This is a genomic window from Enterococcus sp. AMC1251, from assembly GCF_058216535.1.
This window is the reverse complement of the sequence record NZ_CM177098.1, coordinates 516,076-542,888: the sequence shown is the minus strand read 5'-3', so window position 1 is coordinate 542,888 and position 26,813 is coordinate 516,076. Positions and strand designations below refer to the sequence as shown.

The 26,813-nt window shown below is 36.3% G+C and carries 24 protein-coding genes and 1 CRISPR repeat array; of the genes, 2 read left to right on the top strand and 22 right to left on the bottom strand.

The window, feature by feature from the left end:
* Positions 1 to 282 precede the first annotated feature (282 nt).
* From AC4BBR_RS02465 to kdpF, 9 genes are all read right to left on the bottom strand, one after another.
* The gene (locus AC4BBR_RS02465) at positions 283 to 1,566 is read right to left on the bottom strand and encodes an ABC transporter permease (protein ID WP_490461002.1); all 1,284 of its coding nucleotides are present in this window, start codon (positions 1,564 to 1,566) and stop codon (positions 283 to 285) included.
* Complete coding sequence (locus AC4BBR_RS02460; protein ID WP_490461001.1) at positions 1,567 to 2,247, bottom strand: ABC transporter ATP-binding protein; 681 nt, start codon at positions 2,245 to 2,247, stop codon at positions 1,567 to 1,569.
* 221 nt (positions 2,248 to 2,468) lie between these two features.
* Positions 2,469 to 3,587 (bottom strand): glycerate kinase, encoded by a 1,119-nt coding sequence (locus AC4BBR_RS02455; RefSeq protein WP_490461000.1) that lies wholly within the window; start codon positions 3,585 to 3,587, stop codon positions 2,469 to 2,471.
* A gap of 32 nt (positions 3,588 to 3,619) precedes the next feature.
* Positions 3,620 to 4,303, bottom strand: coding sequence for a response regulator transcription factor (locus AC4BBR_RS02450; protein WP_490460999.1), 684 nt, complete (start codon positions 4,301 to 4,303; stop codon positions 3,620 to 3,622).
* Entirely contained in the window at positions 4,303 to 6,963 is a 2,661-nt protein-coding gene (locus tag AC4BBR_RS02445) for an ATP-binding protein (RefSeq protein WP_490460998.1), read from the bottom strand. Before AC4BBR_RS02445 ends, AC4BBR_RS02450 begins: the two co-directional genes overlap by 1 nt.
* Positions 6,964 to 7,048: 85 nt before the next feature.
* The gene (locus AC4BBR_RS02440; protein WP_490460997.1) at positions 7,049 to 7,579 is read right to left on the bottom strand and encodes a potassium-transporting ATPase subunit C; all 531 of its coding nucleotides are present in this window, start codon (positions 7,577 to 7,579) and stop codon (positions 7,049 to 7,051) included.
* 281 nt (positions 7,580 to 7,860) lie between these two features.
* Complete coding sequence (gene kdpB / locus AC4BBR_RS02435; protein ID WP_490460996.1) at positions 7,861 to 9,921, bottom strand: potassium-transporting ATPase subunit KdpB; 2,061 nt, start codon at positions 9,919 to 9,921, stop codon at positions 7,861 to 7,863.
* Positions 9,922 to 9,940: 19 nt separating this feature from the next.
* Positions 9,941 to 11,623 carry a potassium-transporting ATPase subunit KdpA gene (gene kdpA, locus AC4BBR_RS02430; protein WP_490460995.1) on the bottom strand — a complete coding sequence of 561 codons (1,683 nt, stop codon included), beginning with the start codon at positions 11,621 to 11,623 and terminating at the stop codon, positions 9,941 to 9,943.
* Positions 11,620 to 11,700 carry a K(+)-transporting ATPase subunit F gene (gene kdpF / locus AC4BBR_RS02425; protein ID WP_069635352.1) on the bottom strand — a complete coding sequence of 27 codons (81 nt, stop codon included), beginning with the start codon at positions 11,698 to 11,700 and terminating at the stop codon, positions 11,620 to 11,622. Before kdpF ends, kdpA begins: the two co-directional genes overlap by 4 nt.
* Before the next feature lie 171 nt (positions 11,701 to 11,871).
* Here kdpF and AC4BBR_RS02420 point away from each other — a divergent pair, with 171 nt between their 5' ends.
* Positions 11,872 to 11,988 (top strand): type I addiction module toxin, Fst family, encoded by a 117-nt coding sequence (locus AC4BBR_RS02420; protein ID WP_490460994.1) that lies wholly within the window; start codon positions 11,872 to 11,874, stop codon positions 11,986 to 11,988.
* Positions 11,989 to 12,143: 155 nt separating this feature from the next.
* Here the strand turns inward: AC4BBR_RS02420 and AC4BBR_RS02415 are convergent, their stop codons facing one another.
* From AC4BBR_RS02415 to AC4BBR_RS02405, 3 genes are all read right to left on the bottom strand, one after another.
* A complete protein-coding gene (locus AC4BBR_RS02415; protein WP_490460993.1) occupies positions 12,144 to 12,617 on the bottom strand; it encodes a glutathione peroxidase in 474 nt (157 codons plus the stop codon).
* Positions 12,618 to 12,775: 158 nt separating this feature from the next.
* On the bottom strand, positions 12,776 to 14,032 hold the full coding sequence (locus AC4BBR_RS02410; protein WP_490460992.1) for an MFS transporter: 1,257 nt from the start codon (positions 14,030 to 14,032) through the stop codon (positions 12,776 to 12,778).
* A 265-nt stretch (positions 14,033 to 14,297) separates the two neighbouring features.
* Entirely contained in the window at positions 14,298 to 15,629 is a 1,332-nt protein-coding gene (locus AC4BBR_RS02405; RefSeq protein WP_490460991.1) for a dihydrolipoyl dehydrogenase family protein, read from the bottom strand.
* A 1,008-nt stretch (positions 15,630 to 16,637) separates the two neighbouring features.
* Here AC4BBR_RS02405 and AC4BBR_RS02400 point away from each other — a divergent pair.
* Entirely contained in the window at positions 16,638 to 17,165 is a 528-nt protein-coding gene (locus tag AC4BBR_RS02400; RefSeq protein ID WP_490460990.1) for a LysM peptidoglycan-binding domain-containing protein, read from the top strand.
* A 241-nt stretch (positions 17,166 to 17,406) separates the two neighbouring features.
* Here the strand turns inward: AC4BBR_RS02400 and AC4BBR_RS02395 are convergent, their stop codons facing one another.
* The 10 genes from AC4BBR_RS02395 to cas7c form a co-directional block, all read right to left on the bottom strand.
* Positions 17,407 to 18,414 (bottom strand): ABC transporter substrate-binding protein, encoded by a 1,008-nt coding sequence (locus AC4BBR_RS02395; protein ID WP_490460989.1) that lies wholly within the window; start codon positions 18,412 to 18,414, stop codon positions 17,407 to 17,409.
* Positions 18,415 to 18,451: 37 nt separating this feature from the next.
* On the bottom strand, positions 18,452 to 19,216 hold the full coding sequence (locus AC4BBR_RS02390) for an ABC transporter ATP-binding protein (protein ID WP_490460988.1): 765 nt from the start codon (positions 19,214 to 19,216) through the stop codon (positions 18,452 to 18,454).
* A gap of 2 nt (positions 19,217 to 19,218) precedes the next feature.
* On the bottom strand, positions 19,219 to 20,232 hold the full coding sequence (locus AC4BBR_RS02385; protein WP_490462058.1) for a FecCD family ABC transporter permease: 1,014 nt from the start codon (positions 20,230 to 20,232) through the stop codon (positions 19,219 to 19,221).
* A gap of 104 nt (positions 20,233 to 20,336) precedes the next feature.
* Complete coding sequence (locus tag AC4BBR_RS02380) at positions 20,337 to 20,960, bottom strand: nitroreductase family protein (RefSeq protein ID WP_490460987.1); 624 nt, start codon at positions 20,958 to 20,960, stop codon at positions 20,337 to 20,339.
* A 265-nt stretch (positions 20,961 to 21,225) separates the two neighbouring features.
* A complete protein-coding gene (locus tag AC4BBR_RS02375; RefSeq protein WP_490460986.1) occupies positions 21,226 to 21,762 on the bottom strand; it encodes an HdeD family acid-resistance protein in 537 nt (178 codons plus the stop codon).
* A gap of 293 nt (positions 21,763 to 22,055) precedes the next feature.
* Positions 22,056 to 22,831: a CRISPR direct-repeat array (repeat unit 34 nt; unit sequence TATTTCAATCCACTAGCTCCATACAGAGCTAGAC).
* A gap of 174 nt (positions 22,832 to 23,005) precedes the next feature.
* Entirely contained in the window at positions 23,006 to 23,296 is a 291-nt protein-coding gene (gene cas2 / locus AC4BBR_RS02370; RefSeq protein ID WP_490460985.1) for a CRISPR-associated endonuclease Cas2, read from the bottom strand.
* Between the two features lie 21 nt (positions 23,297 to 23,317).
* Positions 23,318 to 24,211, bottom strand: coding sequence for a hypothetical protein (locus AC4BBR_RS02365; protein WP_490460984.1), 894 nt, complete (start codon positions 24,209 to 24,211; stop codon positions 23,318 to 23,320).
* Between the two features lie 58 nt (positions 24,212 to 24,269).
* The gene (gene cas1c, locus AC4BBR_RS02360) at positions 24,270 to 25,301 is read right to left on the bottom strand and encodes a type I-C CRISPR-associated endonuclease Cas1c (RefSeq protein ID WP_490460983.1); all 1,032 of its coding nucleotides are present in this window, start codon (positions 25,299 to 25,301) and stop codon (positions 24,270 to 24,272) included.
* Positions 25,298 to 25,951: a CRISPR-associated protein Cas4 gene (gene cas4 / locus AC4BBR_RS02355; RefSeq protein WP_490460982.1), complete on the bottom strand. Its 654-nt coding sequence runs from the start codon at positions 25,949 to 25,951 to the stop codon at positions 25,298 to 25,300. The genes cas1c and cas4 overlap by 4 nt, the downstream gene beginning before the upstream one ends.
* A gap of 1 nt (position 25,952) precedes the next feature.
* Positions 25,953 to 26,810 carry a type I-C CRISPR-associated protein Cas7/Csd2 gene (cas7c, locus tag AC4BBR_RS02350; protein ID WP_490460981.1) on the bottom strand — a complete coding sequence of 286 codons (858 nt, stop codon included), beginning with the start codon at positions 26,808 to 26,810 and terminating at the stop codon, positions 25,953 to 25,955.
* Positions 26,811 to 26,813 lie beyond the last annotated feature (3 nt).

Genomic DNA, 26,813 nt, shown 5'->3' with positions numbered 1-26,813 from the left:
CGTAGTGAAGAGAATATTTATTATGTATAGTAATGAGCGTATGAAAAAGAAATTAAGCTGGAAAATCCCTGTTCAATTTCGAAAAGTAGCGCAACAAACAGCTTAGCAATACATTTCAACATAATAAAACAAAGAGAGTGGGACAAACACCTACGAGTGCGATAGCTCTCATAGATGTTTATCCCACTCTCTTTCTAACTTTTTAGGTCACTACAATTACCAAAAATCATATCTGTTTTTATAACTACTTTTCTATCTAAAAGTCAATCTAAGTATCTATTCTTACTCATAACGTAATGATTCAATTGGGTCTAATTTCGCTGCTCTTCGGGCTGGTAATGTTCCTGCAAGGAATGCGATGCCCATAATTACTAGAATGATTACGGCAGATGAAGATGCCGAAAATTGAATCAAAGTGAAGCCTGTTAATGATTCCAAGAATGAATCAGCTGCGATTTGATTGATCAATGCACCTGCTCCGACTGCTCCTAAAATACCTAAAAGGGAACCTAAAAATCCGATCAATGCTGCTTCCACACTGAAAATCGTAAAGACTTTCCCACTGCTAAGTCCCATCGCTTTCATCAACCCGATTTCTCTTGTACGTTCTTGCACTGACATGTATAACGTGTTGATGATTCCGAAACTTGCTGCTAATAATGCAATCGCACCAAACATTGTTAAAACACCTGTAATCGCATTGATTACATTACGAATCATGCCGATTTGATCTTCGACTGTTTGACCCATATAACCTGCTTTGTCCAAACGTTCTTTCACGTCTGCGATTTCGTTTTTTGTGACATCTTTGCTCATTTCACCCATGATCAAACCAAATTGTCCCGTCATGGCTTCTGGTAAACCTTCTTCATTGATTTTTGAAATTTCATCAACAAGAGAACGATTCAATAAAGACATTCCGCCTTGGATCAAGCTAGTATTTCTTACGCCTACGATCGTCGCTTCGACTACTTTTTCTTCTCCAGTAGCGGCAGAAGGTGCTGAGATTTTAACTGTTTCACCAATTGCTGCTTCACTTGATTTATAGCCTAATGATTTCACATATTCTGGTGCTAAATTGATTTGCAGTTCTGAACTATTTTGATCAAGTTCTTTTCCTGCTTCAAGATCTACATTCAATTCTTCCATCATCGGCATTCCTGAAAAGACATATTTTTCATTGTTCTTTCCTGAAATGTAGCTCGTCGAAACGGATTTCATTGCTTCTGCATTTTTGATTCCATCAATCTTTTTGATTTTCTCAAGGTCTTTGCTATCTAGCGCTTCTTGTTGCTGCATTGAACTTGTTTTTTTGTTTTCGTCATATTTTTGTGGCTCGCCATCTTCACTAGGTCCACCAGTCATTTTGGGCTGGATCATGATTTGATTTTGACCACCGACACTGCCAACTTGTTTATCGATATAATCATTCACGCCAATATTCACACCTGTTGTCAGTGAAATGGTAAATGCTCCTATAAAAATGGCTACGATGGTTAAAATCGTCCGCCCTTTATTGCGCATTAAATTTGAACTGGCTGATTTTAAAATATCACTAAATTTCATCTACTCGTTCCCTCCCACAATTAATCCGTCACGCACATGGATTTGTCGATCACAGCGTGCCGCAAGTTCTGGATCATGAGTGACGATAATCAGTGTGATCCCTTTTTCTTTATTCAAGTTAAATAATAGCTGCTCGATTTTATCCCCTGTTGTCGAATCCAAATTTCCCGTAGGTTCGTCCGCAAAAATGATTTTAGGATTGTTTACTAGCGCTCGAGCAATGCACACACGCTGCTTTTGACCACCAGATAAGTTGTTCGCTTTGTTGTTGACTTTCTCATCCAATTCAACAGCTTTTAGTGCTTCAAGCGCCATTTCTTTGCGTTTGCTATTTGAAATACCGCCGATTTTCAACGGTAACATGACATTATTTAAAACCGTATCTTTAGAATTCATAAAAAATTGCTGAAACACAAACCCAAATTGTTTGTTTCTTGTTTTATCTAATTCTTTTTTGCCGATGCTTGTCACATCTTGGTTATTTAATAGAATTTCCCCTGACGTTGGTTTATCTAATAATGCTAAAATATGCATAAATGTTGATTTCCCAGATCCACTTTTCCCAATGATCGCAACGGATTCACCTTCTTCGATTTTTAGATCAACACCTTTTAATGCATCAAATTTCGATTCATTACGGCCATAACTTTTCTTTATATTTCTTGCTTCAATTACAGACATGTTTTCCCCTCCACTGATTCTATTCGCTTATTTTTCGTTATATAATTTTTTACAACCCTATTTCATTTTACTCCCTTCTACACTTATTCATTTTGAAGGAAGTCACTCTAATTGTCATGGTACTTAAGACCGATCTCTTCATCAAAATCACATTAATAATCCGCTTACAATAAAAAAACAAGATTATTTGGTTTCTCTAACCAGCTAATCTTGTTTTTTTATTATTGTAGTAGTGTCACTAAATGAATAGCGCGCTTTGACGCACGCCTTAAATTTTCTCTTGCCCCATTCATTGCTTCTTCTAGCGTCGTAATTTGATCGATCATTGGAATGATTACCGAAATGCCTTCATCTTGGAACAGACTCTCATCCCCTGAGAACGTCCCTACAAAAGCAATAACAGGGATACCATATTTTTTAGCCATTCTGCCAACGCCAACAGGTACTTTTCCCTGTATACTTTGATTATCCATTTTACCTTCACCAGTAATCACTAAATCAACTTGTTGGATCAAGGTTTCTAAATCTGTTTGTTCTGATATAAACTCAAAACCGGAACGGGAAGTCCCATGCAAAAATGTTCTGATAGCAAAGCCTAGTCCTCCAGCTGCACCATCTCCTGGTAATGATTGTTTCTCTTTAATTACAAGAGTTTGAAAGTGTTTCATGGCTAATTCATATTCAGCTACTTCTGATTTAACTAAACCTTTTTGCTGCCCAAACATTTTTACAGCACCAGTTTCTCCAGTTAACGGACTTTTAACATCCGCTGCAATTTGGAAGTTGATTTTCTCGATTCTAGGGTCTAGTCGTTTCTTTGAGAAACTGTCGACCTTGGCCAAACTACTCCCTTTTGCGGGTAAGTTTTGCTGATTTTTATCATAAAATTCGATCCCTAAAGCATTCAATAACCCGATACCGCCATCAACTGTTCCGGTTCCGCCCAAACCAATCACGATTGTTTGGGCACCGTGATCGATTGCAGCTAAGATTAACTGACCAGTACCATATGAAGAAGTATTATTTGGATGTGTCGTCACTGTTCCATTTAAAAATTGAATGCCGGAAGCAGCAGCTGATTCGATTACTGCCAATTTCTCTGGTTCAAACCAAGCAAAATGAGTAACAATTTTTTCCCCATTCAAGGCTTGAACGTGCGCAGCAATTTTTTGACCATTATTATTTTTTATAACAGCATCAACCGTTCCTTCACCACCATCGGCTATCGCTACTTGTTCGACTTGATGCCCCTCTTTCGTAAAAATATCTGCAATGATTTGATTCGCTTCAATACTACTTAAAGAACCTTTCATAGAATCAATTGCGGTCAATATCTTCATTTTGCCCCTCTTTTCAAGAATGATGTACGCCTCTATTTTTCTAACATTCGATAACCAATCCCGATTTCTGTCAAAATATAGTCTGGTTCAACGGGATTGTCTTCGATTTTTTTACGAATATTGGACATGTTCACTCTCAGCGTTTGGCTTTCATTACTATAAGGTCCCCAAACTTTTTGAGAAATGTAGGTATGGGTCAACACTTTCCCGACATTTTCAGCAAGAACTTGAATGATCTTATATTCATTCGGTGTTAAATGAATCATTTGTCCACCTTTACTCACTGTATGATGTTCGATATCAATGCATAACTCACCATTGATGATTTTCTTCGCTTCACTTAACTTAGAACTATTTATAGCATGCCTCAAAGCAGTTCTGATTCTAGCAAGCAATTCTGGTGTGCCAAAGGGTTTTGTAATATAGTCATCCGCACCTAAATCTAAGGCTTCGACCTTATTATTTTCATGATCACGAGCAGAAATAATAATCACTGGTACAGGGGAAGTTTCACGAATTTTCTTCAACACTTCGATTCCATCTTGATCTGGCAAACCTAAATCGAGCAAAATCAGGTCTACTGACCACATGCGAAAAGTTGATAATCCTTCTAACGCCGAGTGCGCTAAGTGAATCGTGTGTTTCTCTTTTTCTAAAACAGCACCCATAAATTCTGCGATCACATCATCATCTTCAATAATCAAAATCGTTGCCATCATTTTTGCTCCTTTCTCTCTAGCGGTAAGGAAAAGGTAAAGACAGCTCCACCTTGTGGTCGATTTCCAGCATGAAGCGTTCCATCATGCGCCATGATGATCGTTTTAACGATAGACAATCCAATCCCCATACCACTTTTAGAATCAACGGGTGTATTTTGTTTACTCATGCCATCAAACAGCAAATTGATTTGCTCATCAGTCAAGCCTTTCCCTTGGTCAGCTACTTCAAATGCAACCTCTTTAGCAATAGCTGTGACGGTCACAAAGATTGGTGAGTGACAATTTGAGTGACGAATGGCATTTTCCATCAAATTGAATAAGACTTGCTCAATCAAAATCGAATCCATCGGAACCAGAATAAATTCGTCTGGAAGTGTCACACTGATTTCGCTTTCTGGATAACTTTTTTTGATACGCTGAATGGCGGATGAAACAACTTCTTCAGCTGCTTCTTTACTTTTAGCAACTTTCATTGTTTCTTCATTGATCCGAGTGATCGATAGTAAATTTTCCACCATACGAATCAGCCAATCTGCATCCTCTTTGATCCCTACAAGCAGTTTTCTTTTCGTTTCTTCTGGTAATTTAGTTGCTTCATGGTCATCTAAAACCGTTTGTACCGAACCAGAAATCCCTGTTAGCGGTGTTCTAAGATCGTGAGAAATAGCTCGTAATAAATTGCCGCGCATCCGCTCTTTTTCGTTTTCAAACAAAATTTGTTGCCGTTCTGAGGTTAAGTTATTTTGCTCGATTGCTAATGAAAGCTGCGTAGAAATCAATTCGATAAAGGTAATGATTTCATCTGTAATTGGATTTTCTTTGTTTTTTTCAATACCAATAACAGCTAACGTTACACCATTTGATAACACTGGCAAATAGAGTGCTTTTGCGCCCATCAATGTATCTGTTCCATAGCCCGCTTCTTTTTGATTAACAAAGACCCAATTGGCGACTGCTAATTCTTCTAAACTTCTTAAAGGTCCTTTTATTGGTGCACCTGAAGGGTTTTTCAGTTCCTCTTCTCCGTATAATATCACTTCTCGATCTAACATATTTGATAAATATTCAGCAGTCGTTAGTAAAATTTCTTTTTGATCATGGGTAACAAGATATTTCTTATTCAATTCATATAGAATTTCTAATTGATGCTCTCGTTTCATAGCATAAAAGGCTTGTTTTTTGATCTGCATCATTAAATTGCTGACTAATAAGGCGACGAGTAACATGAAGATCAACGTTAGTGGGTACCCTTGCTTATAAACAGTTAAAGAATACAACGGTTCAACAAAGAACCAGTTAAACATCAATACGCTAGCAATTGATGACAATGCTGTCCAAAGATACCCCGTCGTCAATCGAGCGACGAGTAACACGAAAAGAATATAGATTAAACTTAAATTTTGATCTCCGATATGAAAATAAGAGCCAAATTCAGAAAGTATCGTCGCAGCTGTAAGTAACCCACCTGTCATATAAAAATCTTGCCAAGTAAAAATGCTCATTAAATTCTTTTTCTTTGCAGTATATTTGTTCAATAGATATTTATTGGATTGATACGGAACTAAGTGAATATCTACATCTGGAATAAAACCGACTAGTTCATCTTCTAAATCTGGGCGATATAAACGAATAAAGCGAGAACGTTTGATGACTTTTCCCATCACTAAATCAGTGACACCTCGTAATTTCACATATTGAATGATCGTTTCTCTTTGATTATCACTTTCTAACGTAACAACCTCACCGCCCAATTTAGCAGCTAGCTTCGAATTGTCCGACTCGGTATGTTCAGATGTATCTTCTAAAATTTCTAATGCGATCCATTCTGTCCCTAAAGCTTGCGCTAATCGAGCCGTCCAACGTAAACATTTTTTGGTCATATCTGGATTTTTTTCATCAATAATCGTTAGTAATTTAGAATGGATCCCTGTACTTTTTTGTGTCTCTTGTTGATTGGTCGTGTTGATATGATCTGAAGCTTTGCGGATGGCAAGCCCTCTTAATAATGTTAAATTATCCGAGGTAAAGAAGTTCGCCATCGCTTTTCTAGCATTTTCAGAATGGTAAATCTTTCCTTGTTTCAATCGATCCAATAACTCTTCAGTTTCAATATCTACAACTTTTAATGCGCTCGTTTCAAAAAATGTATCGGGAACCGTTTCTGAAATATGGACACCTGTCACTTGTTCCACGACATCATTTAAACTTTCGATATGTTGTACATTGACTGTTGTATACACATCAATACCAGCTTTTAATAGTTCTTCGATATCTTGATATCTTTTTCTATTTCTGGCACCGATAGCATTTGTATGCGCCAATTCATCAACTAAAATAATATCTGGTTTTTCTTTTAGTGCCGCATCCACATCAAATTCATTGATCTGAATCCCTTTATATTCATATTTTTTTGTAGGTAAAATAGGTAGTCCATCTACTAATGCTTGTGTCTCAGGTCGCGCATGGGGCTCAACGTAACCAATCAGCACATTTTTACCTTCTGTTTGTTGTTCATGTGCTTCTTTAAGCATTGCATAGGTTTTCCCCACACCTGCTGCATAACCGAAGAAAACCTTCAGTCTACCAGACCTCAGGCTTTGTTCGTTTTTCTTCCATTTTGCTAAAAGTTGTTCTGGATCTAAACGTTCTTCTTCCACTTGTCGTTCCACCCTTTATTCCTAGGTTGGGACAGAAGTTTTTAACTCCGAGAAATTAAGAAGGAGTTCCTTCTGATCTCACTTTTTATTCCGCCTCATCCAGCATTTGATTAACACCTAACACATTCACGCGTTGCGACGTGATGCCGCCGATTTTCATACCAATGATGTTTTGTTTGATTATAGCATGGACATCGTCTTTTTTCATATTTCTGGCAGCAGCGATTCGTTCACTTTGAAAAAGTGCTCCTTCAACTGAAATTTCAGGATCAACACCACTAGCTGATGCCGTCACTAAATCAACGGGAATATCTGTTGCATCAATTGTTTTGACTCGTTTTTCGACTCGTTCTTTTTGTTCTTTTGAAACAGGTGATAATTGACTCACTTCACTAGGTCGGCCTTGAAGATAGTTTTCTCCAACAAATGATTGACCAATTAATTTAGACCCAATCACAACCGTTTCCCCAGCTTCTTGTTTTTTGACCAAACTACCGTTAGCTTGAGCTGAGAAGACAACTTGACCAACAAGAGTGACTGCAACTGTATAAACTACACCGCATAGTAACGTGAATACTAGAATACTTTTTAATGAGGCAATCATAATTTTTTCCACTGTTTTTCTCTCCTAACATTTAAGGCTGAACAGGCTCGTCCAGCTCCGTCTGAAAAATAGGAAAAATTGACTGTGATGCTTTTTGTCACATTCCATTTTTATCTTTTTTCTGAGGAGCTAGCCTGTAAAGCTAGATAATCTAAAAGTGTAACGGGCTCGTTTAGTTCTGACTGAAAAATAGGAAAATCAGAGCGTGGCGCTTTTTGCCACAAGCGGATTTTATCTTTTTTCCGAAGAATTAGCCCGTGAAACTAGATAATCTAAAAGTGTAACGGGCTCGTTTAATATAAAAGAAGTGTCAAGAAAATATCGATCAATTTGATTGCGATAAATGGTGCCACGACACCACCTAAACCGTAAACCAATAAGTTGTGACGTAAGATCTGACTAGCTGGTTTTTCTTTATAGGAAACACCTTTTAAAGCCAATGGAATCAAGGCTACAATAATAAATGCGTTATAGATGATCGCTGACAAAATTGCAGTAGTCGGACTAGTCAATCTCATAATGTTCAATGCATCCAATGCAGGGTAAATACTAAAAAATAGCACAGGGATGATCGCAAAGTATTTTGCAATATCGTTAGCAATACTAAATGTAGTTAAAGCACCGCGTGTCATCAATAATTGTTTACCGATTTTTACAATGCTGATCAATTTGGTTGGACTGGAATCTAGATCAATCATATTTCCCGCTTCTTTGGCAGCTTGCGTTCCCGTATTCATTGCTACGGCTACATCTGCTTGCGCTAAAGCAGGCGCATCATTAGTGCCGTCTCCAGTCATTGCAACAAGGTGTCCTTTTTCTTGATAGTCACGAATCAAGCTCATTTTATTTTCCGGCGTGGCTTCTGCTAAGAAATCATCCACTCCAGCTTCTGCGGCGATTGCGGCAGCCGTCATCGGATTATCTCCTGTGATCATGATGGTTTTGATGCCCATTTTGCGCAGATCATCAAACTTTTCTTTCACGCCGTTTTTTACGATATCTTTTAAGTAAATCACACCTAAAACTTGGTTATTTTTAACAACTACCAACGGCGTTCCACCTTCATTCGCTATCCGTTGAACAATCGTGTCGCACTCTTCAGGATATACACTCCCGTTTGCTTCTACATAATTCTTCATTGTATCTGCGGCACCTTTACGGATTTCATCTCCTTGATAGTTGATACCGCTCATTCTTGTTTTTGCTGTAAATTCGATGAATTCTACTTCAACATCATTCAGTTCACGACCACGGATAGCAAATTTTTCTTTCGCCAAGATTACGATACTTCGTCCCTCTGCCGTCTCATCTGCCAAAGAAGAAAGTTGAGCTGCATCCGCTAAATCATATTCTTTAATCCCTGTCACTGGAATAAATTCACTAGCGCGGCGATTTCCTAATGTTATGGTTCCTGTTTTATCCAATAACAAAATATCAACGTCACCGGCCGCTTCGATTGCACGTCCACTCATCGCAATAACATTCTCTTTATTCAAACGACTCATTCCTGCTATCCCGATAGAAGAAACCAAAGCCCCAATCGTAGTGGGTGCTAAACAAACGAGTAAAGCAATAATTACCGTTAAAGATAAAGCCGAGCCTGTACCTACTAATTCGCTTGAGAACTTCGTAAATGGCAGTAATGTTGCCGAAACGACTAAGAAGATAATCGTTAACATAATCAAAATGATTTGTAGACCAATTTCATTCGGGGTTTTCTTACGTTCGGTTCCTTCCACCATTGAAATCATTTTATCTAAGAAAGACTCCCCATTTTCAGCGGTAACTTTGATCACAAGGTAGTCTGAAACAACAGTTGTGCCTCCTGTTACAGCACTACGGTCACCACCTGATTCACGAATTACCGGAGCTGATTCCCCTGTGATCGCACTTTCGTCTACAGAAGCCGCTCCGTCGATCACATCACCGTCCATTGGGATTTGCTCATTCACCGCCACATAGACAAGATCACCTTTTTTTAAGTCAGACGATTTGATTTGGGTGAATTTTTGATTTTTTGCATCCTCTAAAGAATCCACTTTATGTGCTGTAACATCTTTTTTGGCCTGTTTTAAACTTTCAGCTTGAGCCTTTCCTCGCCCTTCAGCAATTGCTTCAGCAAAGTTGGCGAATAGAATCGTCAGCCATAAAATAATGGCAATCGCTAAAATAAAAAACGGGTTGGTATCTGTATAGCCAAAAAATGTTAGAACATAAAGAATCGTTGTTAAGATCGCTCCTGTATAAACCACCAGCATCACTGGATTTTTAACTTGAATATTTGGCGCAAGTTTTTTAAAAGAAGATTTAAAAGCATCCATATAAACATTGCGCTTATTTTGCGTATTTTTCAAAAGAATCCCCTTCTTTTACTTATTTTGTAATGAAATGTTCCGCGATTGGACCCAATGCCATTGCTGGTAAGAAGCTTAATGCCCCAATCACTAAAATCACAATGATCAGCATTGTTACAAAAGTTGCATTGGTTGTTGAAAGTGTACCTGATCCAGTTGCTACGATTTTCTTTTTCCCTAAATTAGCTGCAAGATAAATGATTGCGAGCATTGGAATAAACCGAGAAAAAATCATGATCATACCACCTAGAATATTCAAGAATGTTGTATCTGCTGTCAACCCTGCAAAGGCACTTCCGTTGTTATTAGCTAGAGAAGAAAAACCATAGAGAACTTCTGAAAAGGCATGCGGGCCTGAATTTGTCAGCCAACTCATTGCTTGCGGATTTAAAATGAATAACATTGTTCCTATTAGGGTTAAAAGAAGCGGCGTTAAAATCACTAAACAAACCATCTTCATATCAAAAGGCTCGATTTTTTTCCCAAGGTATTCTGGTGTTCGTCCAACGAGCAAACCTGCAATAAAAATCGCTAATAAGATGAACGCGAGCATTCCGTACAAGCCACTTCCTGTACCTCCAAAAATAATCTCACCTAGTTGCATCAAGAACATCGGAATCACCCCACCCAATGGCATAAAACTATCTAACATTGCGTTAATCGACCCATTGGAAGCAGCTGTCGTACTTACTGCCCAAAGACTAGACCAGCCAACACCAAAACGGATTTCTTTTCCTTCTAAATTCATTTGTCCAAGTACCTCATTAAACTGTGGTCCATAATATTCACTCAAGGTCACACCGATCATTGCAGCAATTAAAAAGCTAAATGAAACAATCATGATCGTTCTACCTTGTTTCCAATCCTTAACGAACAAGCCGAAGGCAACAATCAAAGCGACAGGAATTAATAAAATAGAAATATTTTCAACAAAGTTACTGATTACATTAGGATTTTCAAATGGATATGTAGCGTTTCCACCATAAAAACCGCCGCCGTTAGTTCCTAATTGTTTGATTGCAACCTGACTAGCAACAGTTCCTAAAGGTAAAAAGATTTTTTGTCCTAGCTCTAAACTTGTCGTTTCAACTGAACCAGCAAATGTTTGAACGACACCTTGAGAAATCAAGATTAACGAAACAATAAATGAAAGTGGCAATAAGATATACAACGTGATTCTCGTTAAATCTTGCCAAAAATTCCCAATATATTTTGTTGTTCGGTTCGTAAAACCTCTTAATAAAACAAACAACACAGCAATTCCGACCGCCGCTGACACAAAATTTTGAACAGTCAGTCCAAAAGCTTGCGTAAAGATCGACAATGTATCCTCTCCAGCGTATGCCTGCCAGTTCGTATTCGTCACAAAACTTGCAGCCGTATTAAACGCCAATGAAAAACTGGTACCAGGAAGTTTTTCTGGATTTAGTGGTAAAAACTGTTGTCCCAACATCATTGCCATAAGTACTATCAGCGAAAATAAACTAAAAAATAACACGCTGAAACTATAGTGTTTTGCATTCATTTCTTTTTGAGCTGGTGTTCCTAAAAAACGATAGATTGTATTTTCAATTGGATCGATGATTCTGGTCAGGAGTGTTTTTTGACCTGTCATCACTTTATGAATATAAAAGCCTAGTGGAACGGCTAAACCGATCAATACTATAAAAAAGACAGCTTGTTGAATAAAAATAGCGTTCACTGTTGATCCCCCCAAAATAGTTCATAGAATAAATAAATTAGCAGTAATGCTGCAATGATTCCGGAAATAATCGTCATCAAAATTCCTCTCCTTCATTTGATAAAAACAGGATATCAAATTTCATATAAAGATAGTGTTAAAGTTGGGATTGGTTCTTTACACAATCTTTATACTGGTAAGGGGGTTCAATTTGTTTCATGCTAAAACAGCCATAAAAAAAGGAATTCACTCTCAGCTTTGCATATTTTATGTTGTCGCCTATCTTACAGTCTAGAGACTGTATGGAGGGTATCCTCTTTATGTTTGTAGCATTAATCTGTCCGCTTCTTGTTGGAATTCTGATCTCGTTATTTGAGTATTGCTGAATAACAATTATAAGAAGTAACTGTAGATATGGCGATATTAGCCAACAAAAAGCCCCTAGAGAGTCCAATTCTCTAGAGGCTTACTCTTGTTCGTTCTTAGCAAAACTATTATACCATGAGAAGATTCTTGATATCAAGAATAAAAAAATTATTTCTTACAATAATTTTTCAATATCCCCAGCAATTTTTTCTGGCTCTACAGTCGGTGCAAAGCGTTTTACAACGTTACCGTCACGATCCACTAAAAACTTGGTAAAGTTCCACTTGATCGCACCACCTAAAAGTCCGCCCTTTTCACCTTTTAAAAAATCATACAATGGATCAGCGTTCTCCCCATTCACGTCGATTTTTCCAAACGTTTGAAACGTCGTTTGATACGTCAACTGACAAAAATCACTAATTTCTTGATTTGTACCAGGAGCTTGATGGCCAAACTGATTACAAGGGAAATCTAAGATTTCCAAACCTTGTTCGCGATACTTTTTATATAAGTCTTCCAGCCCTTCATACTGAGGTGTAAACCCACAACCAGTTGCTGTGTTTACAATTAAAAGTACTTTTCCACGATACTCTTCCATTGAAACTGTTTTATCACCAGTCGTTTTTATTTTGTAGTCATAGATACTCATTCTGCTACTTCCTCTCCACTTGCCTCTTTTAGTTAAATACTAGCTAGTTGAGCGGTTTTCGTCAAGGAAACGAACTTCACTATCAGTGAAAAAGAAGAGGAGAGATAAAGAAATAATTTCCTCATCTTTCCCCTCTTTTATTTGGCTCTATAGCATTTTTAATCAATAACCCCTTTTAATGCAACAACTTCTTTATCGATTGCTTTATCTGTACTCATTACTTTTTTATAGCGGTACCGAATAATTACTGCTGCAACAACCCCAATCGACGTTAAGACAATATTTAAACCAAAAATCAATGATACATTGATTTTTTCTAACTGCCCTGTAATGTATGGCACAATCATCACGGAAATGGACGTTGCAATAGAATAGTAACTAGTGATCCGTCCTTTACCTTTTGAAAACAACTCCAACAATACTGCCAATCCCAACTGCCAAATTCCTCCAGCAGCAAAAACACCGATACCGATCGAACCGATCAAAAACATTGGAACACTTGGAAATAGCGTCATTCCAATCAGCAAGATCAATGAAATGAGCGTACACCAAACAATTAATACGGTCGGCGCAACACCACGTTTTACAATTAATGATGTTAAAAATACTGATGCAAACGAACCGATACTATATACACTGACTAGCACTAAACTATTCGAATGATTCATTAGATTAAAGGATTCTGCAAAAGAAGGTATCCATAAAATAAAAATATTAAAGGTCGACACACAAGTAAAACTGAACACTAATAATGCTAATCCTTCAACTTTAAACAGCGGTTGTTTCCCTTTAACAGTTATTTCTTCTTCAATTACCTGTGGCATGATTTCCTGCATCTCTGTTCTTTCTGGAAACCCAAGTTTAGAAATATACAGCAAATTAAGAAATAACCCTAACGCACAGCCGATAAAAACAAGCCCGTAATAAATTCCATGGTTCAACATAAATCGTGTCAACAACGGTAATATAAACTGCCCTAATGAAATAAAAGCTTTATTCAATACACTAAGAGAACTATTGTCTTTTTCATTTGGGTAAGCTTCCATTAAGGTCGGATAGGTACTTGTATCTAAGAACGCATTGCTGAATCCAGCAAACAAAGCAAAAAAGAGCCCTTGTAAATAATTTTGACTCATTAAAATTCCTAGGAAAAAAATCAAGTAACTAATAATCCCTAACTGTACTGTTTTCTTACGCCCAAATTTATCCGAAAAATAACCAGCAAAATACAAAATTAGGACACGTCCTAACCCGATACCACTAATCACCAAAGTAACTTGCTGAACGGTTGCTTGCCAACTGTCCATCAAAGCATTTAAATTTTGAGATAAAATAATTGCCGCCATACCCTGAAAAATAAAATTTGTATATAAAGAGCCTATCAAAGGGGTGTAGTTTTTCTTTGCTGTATCCATAACCATTCTCCTAGCCGTTTAAATTTAACTTTGCTCAATCTTTCACTATCTATATTTTAAGAAGAATTGTTCATAATATCTAATGCTTTATTTTCATGTAATCGATAAATTATATTTATCAATTTTATATAAACAATTTTCTTACACCTTTAAAAGTAATTAGTTTATTATTACTTACACCCCGTTACAAGTCAATGTTTATTTTTTCTACAATCATAGTTAAAAAGCTGTAAACGAGTCTATAATGTTCGTTCACAGCTTCTTCTTAGTAAAGGTAACTCAAATCGCTAGATAATGTTGGATAGAGCATAATCATCTGATTAATTTTTTCAGATGTTAATTTTTGATCGATTATCAAAGTGAACATGTTTATTAGTTGATCCGCCTCGTTCCCTAGAACTGTTGCACCAACCAGTAATCCTGTTGCTTTTTCCTTAATAATTTTCGCTTTAACTAAAGGTTCATTGATGTGCTTATACGTAAACCATTGCGATAAATCTACAGCTTGTACTTCATAGTTTTTGTTTGCTATAGTATTTTTATCAGTCAATCCAACTTGTGCCAATTTGGGAGAACTAAAGATAATAGTCGGTAAAACAGGATATTTGATGCTTTCTTGTGTTTCTCCACTAAGGTGTTTGGCTAGATAACTACCTTCGAAACTAGAAATGGGAGTTAATTTTGGTTCTGTTTTTTGCAGGCAATCTCCTAATGCGTATATATTTTCCAAGGTTGTTTGTAATCGATTATTCACTATGATTCCTTTAGGCGTATAGTCGACACCTATTTTTTCCAAGTTCAAGCATTCCGTGTTAGGTATCCGACCTGTTGCACAAAATACTCGATCAACCAATAATGTTCCTTGACTCGTCAAGGTTATCTCAAATTGTTTTTCTTTTTTAGCAATAGACTCAGCTGATTCATTAAAATGAAAATGTATGCCTCGAACTGTAAGTTTGGCGATCAATTCATCTGTTAACTCCTCATCAAATCCTTTTAATGGGCGCTCGTTGTGATGAAGCAGATGTACTTCGCTCCCACAGCAAGCAGCAATATTCGCTAGTTCAAGCGAAATGTATCCTCCACCGACAAATGCGATCTTTTCTGGTAAGTCTTTCATGCTTAGAAAGTCTGTGCTTGTACCAAAATGTTCTTTTCCAGGAATATCTATGATAGCGGGACGCTGCCCTGTTGCTAAAATAAATATATCTGACTGATAGTCTTTGTTTCCTACAGTGATTGTATACTGGTCTTTAAAACTGGCAATTCCTGTGATTGTTTGAATTCCTGCATTCTCTAGTCCAGATTTTTGTTCCACTGATACAGGTTGTGTAAAAGTCTCCTTAAATGTCATTAAGTCACGCCAATTGATTTCAGGTACCTTATCAAAACCATTATTTTTTAATTGTACTACATTATCTCTAGCCTCAACAGCACCATAAAGAACTTTTTTAGGATCACAGCCTCGATTCGGGCACGTTCCACCCCACAAATCTGATTCCACCATCGCAACCTTCTTTCCATTTGCACTCAAATCATATGCTGCTGCCATACCACCTGGTCCGCTACCGATAATTATTACGTCAAATCTTTCCATTATGACATCCTCCTTGATTGTTCAAACATATTCAAAAGCTCTATCAATATTGGATCTACATTGCTCACTACAGATCAATTATAACAAGGGCTCGGAGAAAGTTCATATGATAGGCTGTTTTAAAGAAATAAAGGCTGAGACAGAATGATGTGACCGAAGCGGAGTGTAGTGGTTACTTTTGTTTCACATCCATTATTCAATAATAGAAATAGTTTCCATGCTTAATGAAATTACATGCCGCCATCAACAATAATTAATATTAGCTTGTAATCAATTTTTCAAAAGCTTTTTTATAAGCTATTCAAATAAAAACCAACAATCGCGCATTGAATCATTTTTTTAGCAATAGCTCAATCAATTTCTCGACTTCATTCATTGATTCAACTAAATTTTCCATCCAGTACACCCCACTACTTTAAAGTCATTTTTCAATCTGATTTTTTAAGAAATTTTAGAATTTGAGCAACTTCTCTTTTGATAACAATTATTTATCTTTCCTTAATCCGAATATATATTTATACAATATAAAGAATACGATTCTACTAATTAGCATCAAAAATAAGTTTTGTAATGCAATCATAACCTGGACTAACATCCAAGTTAAGGGGTGCATCATAAAACTAATTTTTGGAGGTCGTTAGTTTTATGGCAAGATACAGCTTTGAATTTAAACTGAAAATCGTTCAAGAATACCTTGATGGAGAAAACAGATATTCGTATTTAGTAAAGAAGCATAGGATAAAAATTCTTCACATAGAGCAGTGTTTACGGTGCCAATATTTGCCAAAGAAGAAACTAAGTTTGGTAAAATCATTCGATCAATACCGAATATTTTAGCGATCTATTGATCCCAGCCTTGCTTCATAACATTTTTTACAATTAAATCTAGTTGCTATCATTGATAATTTATTTTCCCCTTTGAGAGTTTTATAACATTGTGCTATACTAATATTACGTTGATTTATAATATTTCTATTATGAATCAATAATGAAAGGAGTGGAAATTTTTTGGAAGAAAAATACTCAAGACGTAACCAGCAGCCACAATCAAAATCGCTCATACGTTTCGTTATTTTATTATTGTTCATCAACACATTTGCCATAGGTTTCTTGTTATTCTTGAATGTTCAAGCAACCTCAAAACAAGAAGCACAGCTAAATAGCATAGAAAAGAAAGTACGTTTGCTAGAGCAAGGAGCAAACGCAAAAGCGCCAGCAGTTTACAATACTGAGCAAAACGTTTCTATCAAAGATAGTTCTACAAAACGAGTTCAAAAAACACAGCCTAGCTCTGTTACTGAAAGCTCAACTCGTTCAGAACAAACAACTTCTTCATCTGAGACCACAGAACAATCAACGGAGCGACAAGCTGAAACAGTGACAACACCTCCTACAGCGACAACTTATACCGTCCAATCTGGAGATACACTTTCTATGATCGCTGAAAAAAATAAGCTCTCTCTTCAAGAGCTTATGACTAAAAACAATTTAACTGATTCAACTGTCTATATCGGCCAAGTACTATCATTGCAATAGACAACTATTTTCCCCTACATAATTTCATCTAAATAATTACATTTGTTATTAAACAAAATGGGACAGATGCTTATTTTCGAAGCCTTAAAGAGCGCAAAACAAAACTAAAGTTCAGTTTTGTTTTGCGCTCTAAATCCGAATAAACGGCAAGAAAAAAGCAACTACTCTGCTTCGCTTCGATCACATCAAATTCTAAGTACTAAGAATTGAAGGCTTCAGAAATATGCAGAAATTAGCCTTTCTATTTTTCTGAATACATTTCATCTGCTAATTTTTCAATTCCATCTAATGATTGATACCCATAGCCAAACATATAATTATAATCAACCGCATAAACTTTTTTATTTTTAACTGCTTTCATACTAGAAAGTTTTTTATTTTTCAACACAGCATCAATCATTTTTTCACCCGAGAGTCCATCTTTCATCGTTTCCCAATCAGCTACGATCAAAACATCTGGATCCGTTTCAATTAATTTTTCCACACTGACCTCACCTTTTTCGTCTTTGAAAACATTGTCGAGCCTTACCATTTTGAAAATATCATTGAAAAAAGTTTCGTTATTTGCAGGATATACATATAATTCTGCAGGATCTGTTGTATGGAGATAAGCGAATGTTTGATCGTCTTTAATTTCAACTAATTTTTTATTTACAGTTGCTTGACGTTCTTTCAATTCGGATTTAAACGTATTGGCTTCCTCCGTCACATTAAAAACTTTCCCTAAATTATCGATATCATCATATACTGAATCAAACGTGCCACCTGTAACCGAAGAGTTTAATACAAAGGTTTTTATCTCCATATCATTTAGCGTATCAACTGTTCCTACACCCCAATCTTGGTTGTCAAATAAACCGCCACGGCCGTATATCAAATCTGGATCAACACTTAACGCCATTTCTTTTCCAATATAATCTGTTGATAACTGATTCAATTTGCTAAACTCTTTTTCAACGGATTTGTCTGGTTCACCAAAAACAGCACCTACACCAACAATTTTATCTTTTAAACCTAAGTGTAGCAATAACTCCGCAGCAGGCCGTGTATTAGCTAAAACTTTTTCTGGTACTTTATCAAATGTTTGCTCTTTCTTTTGCCAACTTTGTGCACCTTCTGCTTTAGTAAAATTCTGAACGGTCACAGGATAACCAGCGCTTTGACTTTTTTGAGTAGCCATCTGTTTTTTTTGTCCACAACCTACCAGTATCATTAAACCTAATAAACTAATAATAACTATTTTTTTCATTTTTTCGCTTCCTCCATATATAGTTTAAATCTAGTAATTAATCTAGAGAATAGGAAAAACCTAAACGATGTGTCACTGGATTTTGGTAAATCATACATTTAACGCCATAAAGCTTTTCGATCAATGCGGCTGTAAATAAATCCTCTGGTTTTCCTTCAGCAATAATTTTCCCCGCCTTCATCGCATAAATATAATCACAATAATGAGCGGCTAGTTCTAAATCATGAAGCGCTGCTAAAACACCGATGCTAAGATTTTTCACACAGTTCAAGATCTCAAGTTGATAACGGATATCCAGATGATTTGTTGGCTCATCTAATATCATGTAGCTAGGTTGTTGTGCAATCGTTCTAGCTAAAATCACACGTTGCTTTTCGCCACCAGATAATGACAAGAAACTTCGATCAGAATAGTTGGTCAAATTCGTTTTAGCCAACGCATCCATCACAATCTCAATATCTTCTTGCGTATCTGATTCTAATAGTTTTTTATGTGGCGTTCGTCCTAATAAAACCATTTGAAAAACGCTTAAATCAAAATTTAGCTCGTTAAATTGATTGACCACACCTAATTTTTGAGCCACTTTCTTTTCTGACACAGATAAAAGATCCAACTCATCTAAAAACACACTGCCAGCTTGCGGTTTGATTCCTTTATAAATTCCTTTGAGCATCGTCGATTTTCCACAACCATTAGCTCCGATAATTCCTACAAATTGCTTTTTTTGCGTTTGAAAAGAGATGCTTTTAACGATCGATTCTTGCCCAATCAATATTTCTAAGTCTTTTACAGTTAATTCCATTGTTAGCCTCCGAAATTGTAGCCTTTTTTGACAATAATGTAGATGAATAACGGTGCACCGATCACTGATGTAATAATTCCAATCGGCAGTTCAACACTTGGAATAATGATCCGTGACAGTAAATCAGCCCAAATCATAAAAAGAGAACCCGCTAATGCCACGATTGGTAATAGCTGTTTATGATTTGACCCGATCAACCCTCGTACGATATGAGGAATAATCAATCCCACAAAACCGATCATACCAGAATAAGCTACAATCACACCCGTCAAAAGAGCAGCCAAAAGTAAATACAATTGACGGTATTTGCTCAAAGGAACACCTAAAGTCACTGCCGCTTCATCGCCTAACAACATAACATTCAAAATACGATGTTGAAATAAAAAGAATCCTGTGATCACAATAACAGTTATTGATAAGACAGCTAGTTTATTCCAGCTAGCCGAAGCCAAACTTCCCATCGACCAAAAAGTTACAGTTTTCATACCTTCAGCATTATTAGCCAAATAAACAATAAAACTTGAAATCGAGCTACATAGCGCTCCAATAACTGAACCAGATAATACTAATTTGACTGACGTCATCCGACCACCGATTCCTGATAAAACTAGCACACCAAAAGCTGCTACCATGGCTCCTACAAAAGCACCAAAAGCCAACCCAAACTGAGAAAAAATACTTCCCGTACCAAACCCAACTAAAATTGAAAAGGTCGCGCCAAGTGAAGCACCCGAAGAAATCCCTAAAATGTAAGGATCCGCTAACGGATTTTGAACAACAGCCTGCATCACAGCACCAGTTATAGCTAATCCCATTCCTACAAAAACAGCTAAAATCACCCGTGGTGTTCGAACAAACCAAATAATATTTACCGCAGAATTACTCGTGATCCCATCAAGTGATCCCACTCTACCACCCGTTATTTTAGTTAATAAAATCTGAAATACATCTTCCATAGAAATATTCGCTTGCCCATTGATTAAAGAATAAACGATCGAAAAGAAGATCAGTATCATTAAAGATAATAGAATCAGAGGGAAAAAAAACTTTTTTTTAGTCTGAGCACTTGCATCTCTTCTCTTAGTTTCTTGCAAAAAAATACACCTCCTGTATCTCTAAACTACTCATTGCTTTCACTCATAGTCGCTAATTTCTCAGACAGCTGGGCTGTCCATTCTTTCACCGGTTTTCTCCGGCCTGTCGGTAGTTTCACCGTTTTATCTAATGCACTGATAGCAAGTAATCCAATAATTTGTCGATTAGATTCCACACCAACAGCTTGTTTAAATTCTTCATCGAAAATCACTGGAATCGTACGCCAAGTAACACCGATCTGTTTTGACCAAGCTGCTAATTGAACGTTCTGAATAAATGCTGAAACAGCTCCCAGTGCTTCTAAGTTCAACTTTTCACTTTCATGTTTAGGAGCTGTGACAATCAACGTTACAGGAACATCTAGAAAATAGTCATATGTTCTTTTTTTAGCTGAAACTAAATTTTGCTGATCGTAGCGTGCCCAGATATCTAATCGATCGTAGCTGGCCATTATTTTTTCTACAAATAACTGACGATCTGCTATGTTCTTAACAATAACTATCTCCCAGGGTTCTTCTTTCGAATGATAAGGAGCATAACTGGAACTTGTTAATAGTTCATCTATAACTTCCATAGAGATCGTTTGATTAGATACTGTCCGAATCGTTCGACGACCTCTTATAACTTGTTCAATTAAATCAACATCCATTGTTTCTCTCCTGTTCTTCTATCACTATGCACTCGATGGTTTTGTAAAGTAAAACTCCCTATCTCCTGAAAATGAAAATCATTCTCAATTAGAAATTAAGAGTACCATTTCATTATTTCTTTTGCAAGTCTCTTTTTGTATTTGAAACAAAAAATGATAACGTACTTACGTTATCTTGAGATCTCTCTTTTGCTTATCAAAAAAGCTGTAGATAAAATCATTTCACACGATTTTTACCTACAGCTTACATGTTACATATTAATTTTTAACTGATTTTACGTAACTGAAAGAACGATACAATTTCGCCAATTCCCATAAAAATAAGAATACCGCCAAATAATTGAAAAAGTACTAACAAACTGCTAAATGGATTAAATGTTAAAACTAATCCAGCAATAATTAAAATTACACTGTAAATTAGCATTGGTAACCAGCTGACATTAACATACGCACGTATATTAACAGCTTGAATTGCACGAATTCCTCCAACAATCACGATCACTAAACCTAAGAATATAGGTAAAATACTTACGATTCCTTTTGCAAATACAAGGACGATGCCAGCAATTACTAATAAAACGATCCCGCCTAGAAAGCTCAAGCCAAAGCTACCCGTTGCTTTTTTTACTTTAAAACCCTCATAAAGATTTAATAAACCCATAATTGCAATATACGCTGATATAAAATAGACAGCCAATTGGAATACACTTCTTGGATTACTCAAGATCAACAAACCAAAAATCATATAAACAATTCCTCGTAACAGTGCATATTTTCTTAATTGTTCCATAACGTTATTCATTATTGTCCCCTCCATTAACGCTTTACTTAGTTTCAACTTACATTGTATAGAATTTCTTTGAATAAGACGAATGATATGAATTATTTATTGTTATTTTTAAGAATTATGTTATTGAAAATGACTGTATACAGGAAGATTTTGATTTATATGATTCGATCTAAATTATTAGCCATTTGCAATTCCTACAGCTAAGCTAGCCTTTTTTTGCCAATACGATTATGCTTGCCATATTTCAATCTGCTCCGCACAGAGGTAGACAAGTTCACATGTGTATTTTTGTAAATTTACACATGTATTTCAATCCACTAGCTCCATACAGAGCTAGACTGGACAATGGTTACTTGATGCTATCTGGAAAGAAATTTCAATCCACTAGCTCCATACAGAGCTAGACTTGTGAAATCTTATTCTGATAATCAGTTTTCAGCTATTTCAATTCACTAGCTCCATACAGAGCTAGACTTTTTGAGGCGCAGGACTTTCAAGAGTTTCAAAAAATTTCAATCCACTAGCTCCATACAGAGCTAGACGGTAAAAAATATGATATTGGTAAATCATCTGATATATTTCAATCCACTAGCTCCATACAGAGCTAGACATAGGAGAAAAAATGTATGACGAAAGCAATATAGATATTTCAATCCACTAGCTCCATACAGAGCTAGACAATAATGTTTTTAAAGTATTGAATGGAGAATCTATTTCAATCCACTAGCTCCATACAGAGCTAGACGTCATCGCATTGCGGTGGCTTTTTATATTACATAATTTCAATCCACTAGCTCCATACAGAGCTAGACGTTCTCTTTCCTTGGTTCTTAAAAGGAGGGACTATTTCAATCCACTAGCTCCATACAGAGCTAGACAATAAGCCAAATACCCCGGAATCTGCCACACAATATTTCAATCCACTAGCTCCATACAGAGCTAGACCTGCTGTCCATCCCTAAAGTCACGATGGCTTGAGTATTTCAATCCACTAGCTCCATACAGAGCTAGACGAATTCAAATTAAATGATACCCTTTCCACTTTATTATTTCAATCCACTAGCTCCATACAGAGCTAGACCGTGAAATCAGCAAAAATATACAACATATTTTTACTATTCCACAAAAAAACAAGCAAATTATTAAATTTCAATAAGAAAAAAAGATTTACTTACTGAAAAAAAGTAAAATTATGGTGCGAATCCCTCAGTAATTTCATGGGCACTTAGGGTTCGCACCAAATTGATTTTCCTTATCAAAATATCAAGGGGGCTTCTACATCAAAACTTTCCTTTGCTCCTATATGTTCTACTTTATTTTGATAATTATTTCCTAATCGATAAATACGTAAGCTATCTAATTCTTCATCAATTAAATCAATCAATTCCTTCTTCAACTTAGCTAATTCCGTCGCATCAACAACACATTCAAAAACTGAATTTTGAACACGTTGTCCGTAATCTTGACATTTCTTTGCTACTTTCCTCAGACGATAAGGGCCATTTTTTGAACTTGTCGCTACATCATAGGTGATCAATATCAACATTTGGCGTCACTACTTTCATATTTATGCTATTCCGAAAATCTTTGTAATTACTTGAGCTAACACACCACTAACCGTATTTTGAAAAAGCTCTGAAAGAAATTCGGCTTTATGGTTCCTAACAACTGCTTCAAACTTACTAGCATTTTGTTCTTTAGCAGCAATTAAAGCTTCTTGACTTGCTTGTTTTACTGGACTGTCGATTTTAATTGTTGCTATAACGTTTGCTAACGAACCTTCTATTGCTTGCCAGTCATACGATTCCATCTTTTCATTTTGTACAGATGTATCCATTTTACTTTTTGAGGTAGCTGATTGAACTGAACTATTTGTCATATCCCCGCCTACATTAAAAGAGTGGTCATCAGCCTGATTAAAACTTTCCGTAATATGATTCGTCTGAGACTGATCTTGTTGAACGCCAAAATTTACATTACTATGGCTTCCATTAAAAACATGCTGATCTCCATTCAAGATTTTTTGCTCTGCTACATTGATAGTATAATCACCATGTTTGCTGTTAAAGGATGTTTCAATGATTGATTTAACTTCTTCTAAAAACGTTTTGTCTTTAAACATCAAGCGATATGTCTGCCCAGAATTCAAAATAAAAAATAAATAAATTCTATTTTCCATATATTTTTGATAAATGAAGAAAGTATAGCCTCCAGAAATAAAGAGCCCCAACAACCCAATCCCCTTAAAATTTTCGCTAGATAAACCAATCAATGAAATGAACACTAGAAAAAAAAGCCATTTAGAGATTTTAAATTTTAATTTACCATCATAAATTTGTGAAATATTGCTTAATTGCATCGTCATATCTTTGAATTTCAGTAAATTGTCTTTTATTGTCAATTGCTCTGTGATTATTTCTCTGTCTGATGTTCCAAACATTTTTCCAAACTCATTATTCATAGTAATAACTCCTTTTTTATAAAATATAGTAATTTTTTTCCTCCCCCCTAAACAATCCTTATTTCCATAAAAATGGGGGATAACCATCCAAATCATCTCTTAAAAAACGACTCAATAGAAGTGCCTGAACATAAGGAACCAATCCCCAATTGATTTTTTCACCTAAAAAGGGATGCTGAATTTGCTCTTGTTTCTTTTCTTGCCACTTTTGAAAAAAAGTTCGTCTGCCATCATCCGTCAAAATAATTGCTCCGCTTTCTTTTTTCACAAAATCTTTTTCAGTCACTATTTTTTTATTGATTAACGTTAAAACAAATCGATCTGCATAAATTCCTCGTAGCTCTTCCATTAAATCTAATGCCAAGGACGTTCTCCCCGGTCGATCTTGATGCATAAAACCAACATACGGATCAAGTCCCACGGTTTCCAAAGCCGCTGCACATTCTTGTGCCAATAAGGTATACGCTAAAGAAAGCATGGCATTAACTTTGTCTAAAGGAGGTCTACGATTTCTACCATAAAAACCAAAATCACTTTTTTGTTGTAAAATCATTTGATCAAACAATAAAAAATAACGATTAGCTGCTTGCCCTTCGATTCCTCTTAATGATTCTAAGTCTTCAACTTGACGAATATCTTCAATATATTTTTTCAACTCACCAGAAATCTGTTTGAAACGGTCAACATCGACACGCATCGGATTATCTCTGGTTATTCGTTCTAACATCCATCGTTGGTTATATAATTTACCAATAATAAAATGCCGTGCAATCACTAAACTTTCCTCTTTGTTGTCAGATATACGGTATTGCTTTTTCCGTAAGGTTACATTTCCAGTCGTTCCACCTGTGACACGACTGCCAAATTTTCCTGTAGTTGTCAAAAAAATTAGCCCAATATTTTTTTCTGCACATTTACGCATCAATGCTGGACTTGCGCCTAAATATCCCGTTGTTACAATTGACTCTAGATTATGAAGTGGCACTCTTCCTAGTTTCGTCTCTTCTTTCAAAATAACAATATTCTCTCCATCTAAAGCTAAATAAGTTTTAGGCGTTGTGACAAATAATGTGTTTAACAATTTTCTCATTCACATAACCTCCGATCTAAATAGCTTTTGACTGTTTGAATATTCATCAACTTAGGTAAACAGATATTTTGTAGCGAACATTTTTTACAGAAATTCCCTGTTTTGACTTTAGGTGTGTATCGTCTTTTCCAATATTGATGCATTTCTTCAATATTTTTTTGTAGTTCTTCACGTAAAGCCGGTGTAATCTCGATTGCTTCTCTACGTTTTGTTTCGTGATAATATAAATAGCCTTTTGAAACTTCGCAGACCAGCATTTCTTCTAAACATACAGCTTGAGCTGTTAATTGTAAGATGTCGCTAAGTTCTTGCTTGGGTTTGCCATGCTTATATTCAACAGGAATCGGTGAAAATGTCCCTGCTTCGCCGTTTAAAGGTACGCCATCTGGATCTTGTACAAATTCCACAACATCACAAATTCCAGTAATTCCTAAGATTGATGAATGGATAGGTAATGCGCGAACAATCAAACGATCTTTGCGTTTTTCTCTAATTGTTGGCTGGTCTGCTTTTTCATGTAGATATTGTCCTTCCAACGTTAAAACATTTTCTTGCCATTGCTGTTCGATATGAATCAAAGCCCATTGACGACGACAAAACAGAAAATGCTGGATCCCTGAAATCAGTAAATACTCTTGTTCATCGTACACGTTATAGCCCTTCGATGACTGTTAACTCAATTCCTTCTAGTGGTTCCACGGTTACTTTGTAATCGTCAAATGATTTTACACGGTCGATTTCAGGCATTTTTTCGATTTTTACAGAACGATGAACTTTCGCTGAAGAAGCTTTACCCATTTTACTAGGATGTTCCCACCAGTAAACTTTTTCGACAGCCATACTGCCATCTGGACGAGCAGATGAGGCATCGTTTTCAAAGAGAGTGATTAAAGCTTTTTTGATTTTTTCAGCATCATCTTCGGTAAACTGTGTTTTTTCTGCTAGTTGGATATTAATACTGCCATTAAACACGTACAATCCGAAATCGACGAAATGTTTGGTTCCCATAGTGTCAGAACTTTTTTTGTCGCCCGTTACCGAATTAACGCTTTTCGTAATTTGCATAGTATTAATATCAATCGGGTCTATGCTTATGGCCGTTTGAATCGAAACCGGACCACGAACACCTACTGATAAATCAGAACCTTTAAATGCAAAAACTTGTCCAAAGCTTCTTGTGTCTATAAACGTCTCACAAGCAACTTCAGCATAACGATCCGCATCTTTTTTCTTCTCCTTAATGATTGCCTCTAGTTCTTCTACTGCATCAGCTCGATCCTTCAAACTTTTAAACCCATCATCCGCACGATCGTCAGACTGGACAAAAATTCTTTCTCCCATATCTTGCAGGCGATTACGGATTTTACGTTTAATGGCTACATCAGAAATCTCTCCATAGCCTTCAAAATTTTGCCGTGGTCGGTTGCCATTTAGCGGATCACCATTTGGATTTGCATTTGTTACCGATGTAATTACTTTAAAGTCGATTTTGTGTGTTAATACTGTCATTTT

Excerpts from the sequence above, each read along its gene's own strand:
- cas1c (WP_490460983.1), bottom strand. The coding sequence starts at position 25,301 with ATGAGAAAATTGTTAAACACATTATTTGTCACAACGCCTAAAACTTAT.
- AC4BBR_RS02465 (WP_490461002.1), bottom strand. The coding sequence starts at position 1,566 with ATGAAATTTAGTGATATTTTAAAATCAGCCAGTTCAAATTTAATGCGC.
- AC4BBR_RS02450 (WP_490460999.1), bottom strand. The coding sequence starts at position 4,303 with ATGGCAACGATTTTGATTATTGAAGATGATGATGTGATCGCAGAATTT.
- AC4BBR_RS02455 (WP_490461000.1), bottom strand. The coding sequence starts at position 3,587 with ATGAAGATATTGACCGCAATTGATTCTATGAAAGGTTCTTTAAGTAGT.
- AC4BBR_RS02420 (WP_490460994.1), top strand. The coding sequence starts at position 11,872 with ATGTTGTCGCCTATCTTACAGTCTAGAGACTGTATGGAGGGTATCCTC.
- cas7c (WP_490460981.1), bottom strand. The coding sequence starts at position 26,810 with ATGACAGTATTAACACACAAAATCGACTTTAAAGTAATTACATCGGTA.
- AC4BBR_RS02395 (WP_490460989.1), bottom strand. The coding sequence starts at position 18,414 with ATGAAAAAAATAGTTATTATTAGTTTATTAGGTTTAATGATACTGGTA.
- kdpF (WP_069635352.1), bottom strand. The coding sequence starts at position 11,700 with ATGACGATTATTTCCGGAATCATTGCAGCATTACTGCTAATTTATTTA.
- AC4BBR_RS02415 (WP_490460993.1), bottom strand. The coding sequence starts at position 12,617 with ATGAGTATCTATGACTACAAAATAAAAACGACTGGTGATAAAACAGTT.
- AC4BBR_RS02390 (WP_490460988.1), bottom strand. The coding sequence starts at position 19,216 with ATGGAATTAACTGTAAAAGACTTAGAAATATTGATTGGGCAAGAATCG.
- AC4BBR_RS02385 (WP_490462058.1), bottom strand. The coding sequence starts at position 20,232 with ATGATACTGATCTTCTTTTCGATCGTTTATTCTTTAATCAATGGGCAA.
- AC4BBR_RS02380 (WP_490460987.1), bottom strand. The coding sequence starts at position 20,960 with ATGGATGTTGATTTAATTGAACAAGTTATAAGAGGTCGTCGAACGATT.
- AC4BBR_RS02405 (WP_490460991.1), bottom strand. The coding sequence starts at position 15,629 with ATGGAAAGATTTGACGTAATAATTATCGGTAGCGGACCAGGTGGTATG.
- cas2 (WP_490460985.1), bottom strand. The coding sequence starts at position 23,296 with ATGTTGATATTGATCACCTATGATGTAGCGACAAGTTCAAAAAATGGC.
- AC4BBR_RS02410 (WP_490460992.1), bottom strand. The coding sequence starts at position 14,032 with ATGGATACAGCAAAGAAAAACTACACCCCTTTGATAGGCTCTTTATAT.
- AC4BBR_RS02375 (WP_490460986.1), bottom strand. The coding sequence starts at position 21,762 with ATGAATAACGTTATGGAACAATTAAGAAAATATGCACTGTTACGAGGA.
- AC4BBR_RS02365 (WP_490460984.1), bottom strand. The coding sequence starts at position 24,211 with ATGAATAATGAGTTTGGAAAAATGTTTGGAACATCAGACAGAGAAATA.
- AC4BBR_RS02460 (WP_490461001.1), bottom strand. The coding sequence starts at position 2,247 with ATGTCTGTAATTGAAGCAAGAAATATAAAGAAAAGTTATGGCCGTAAT.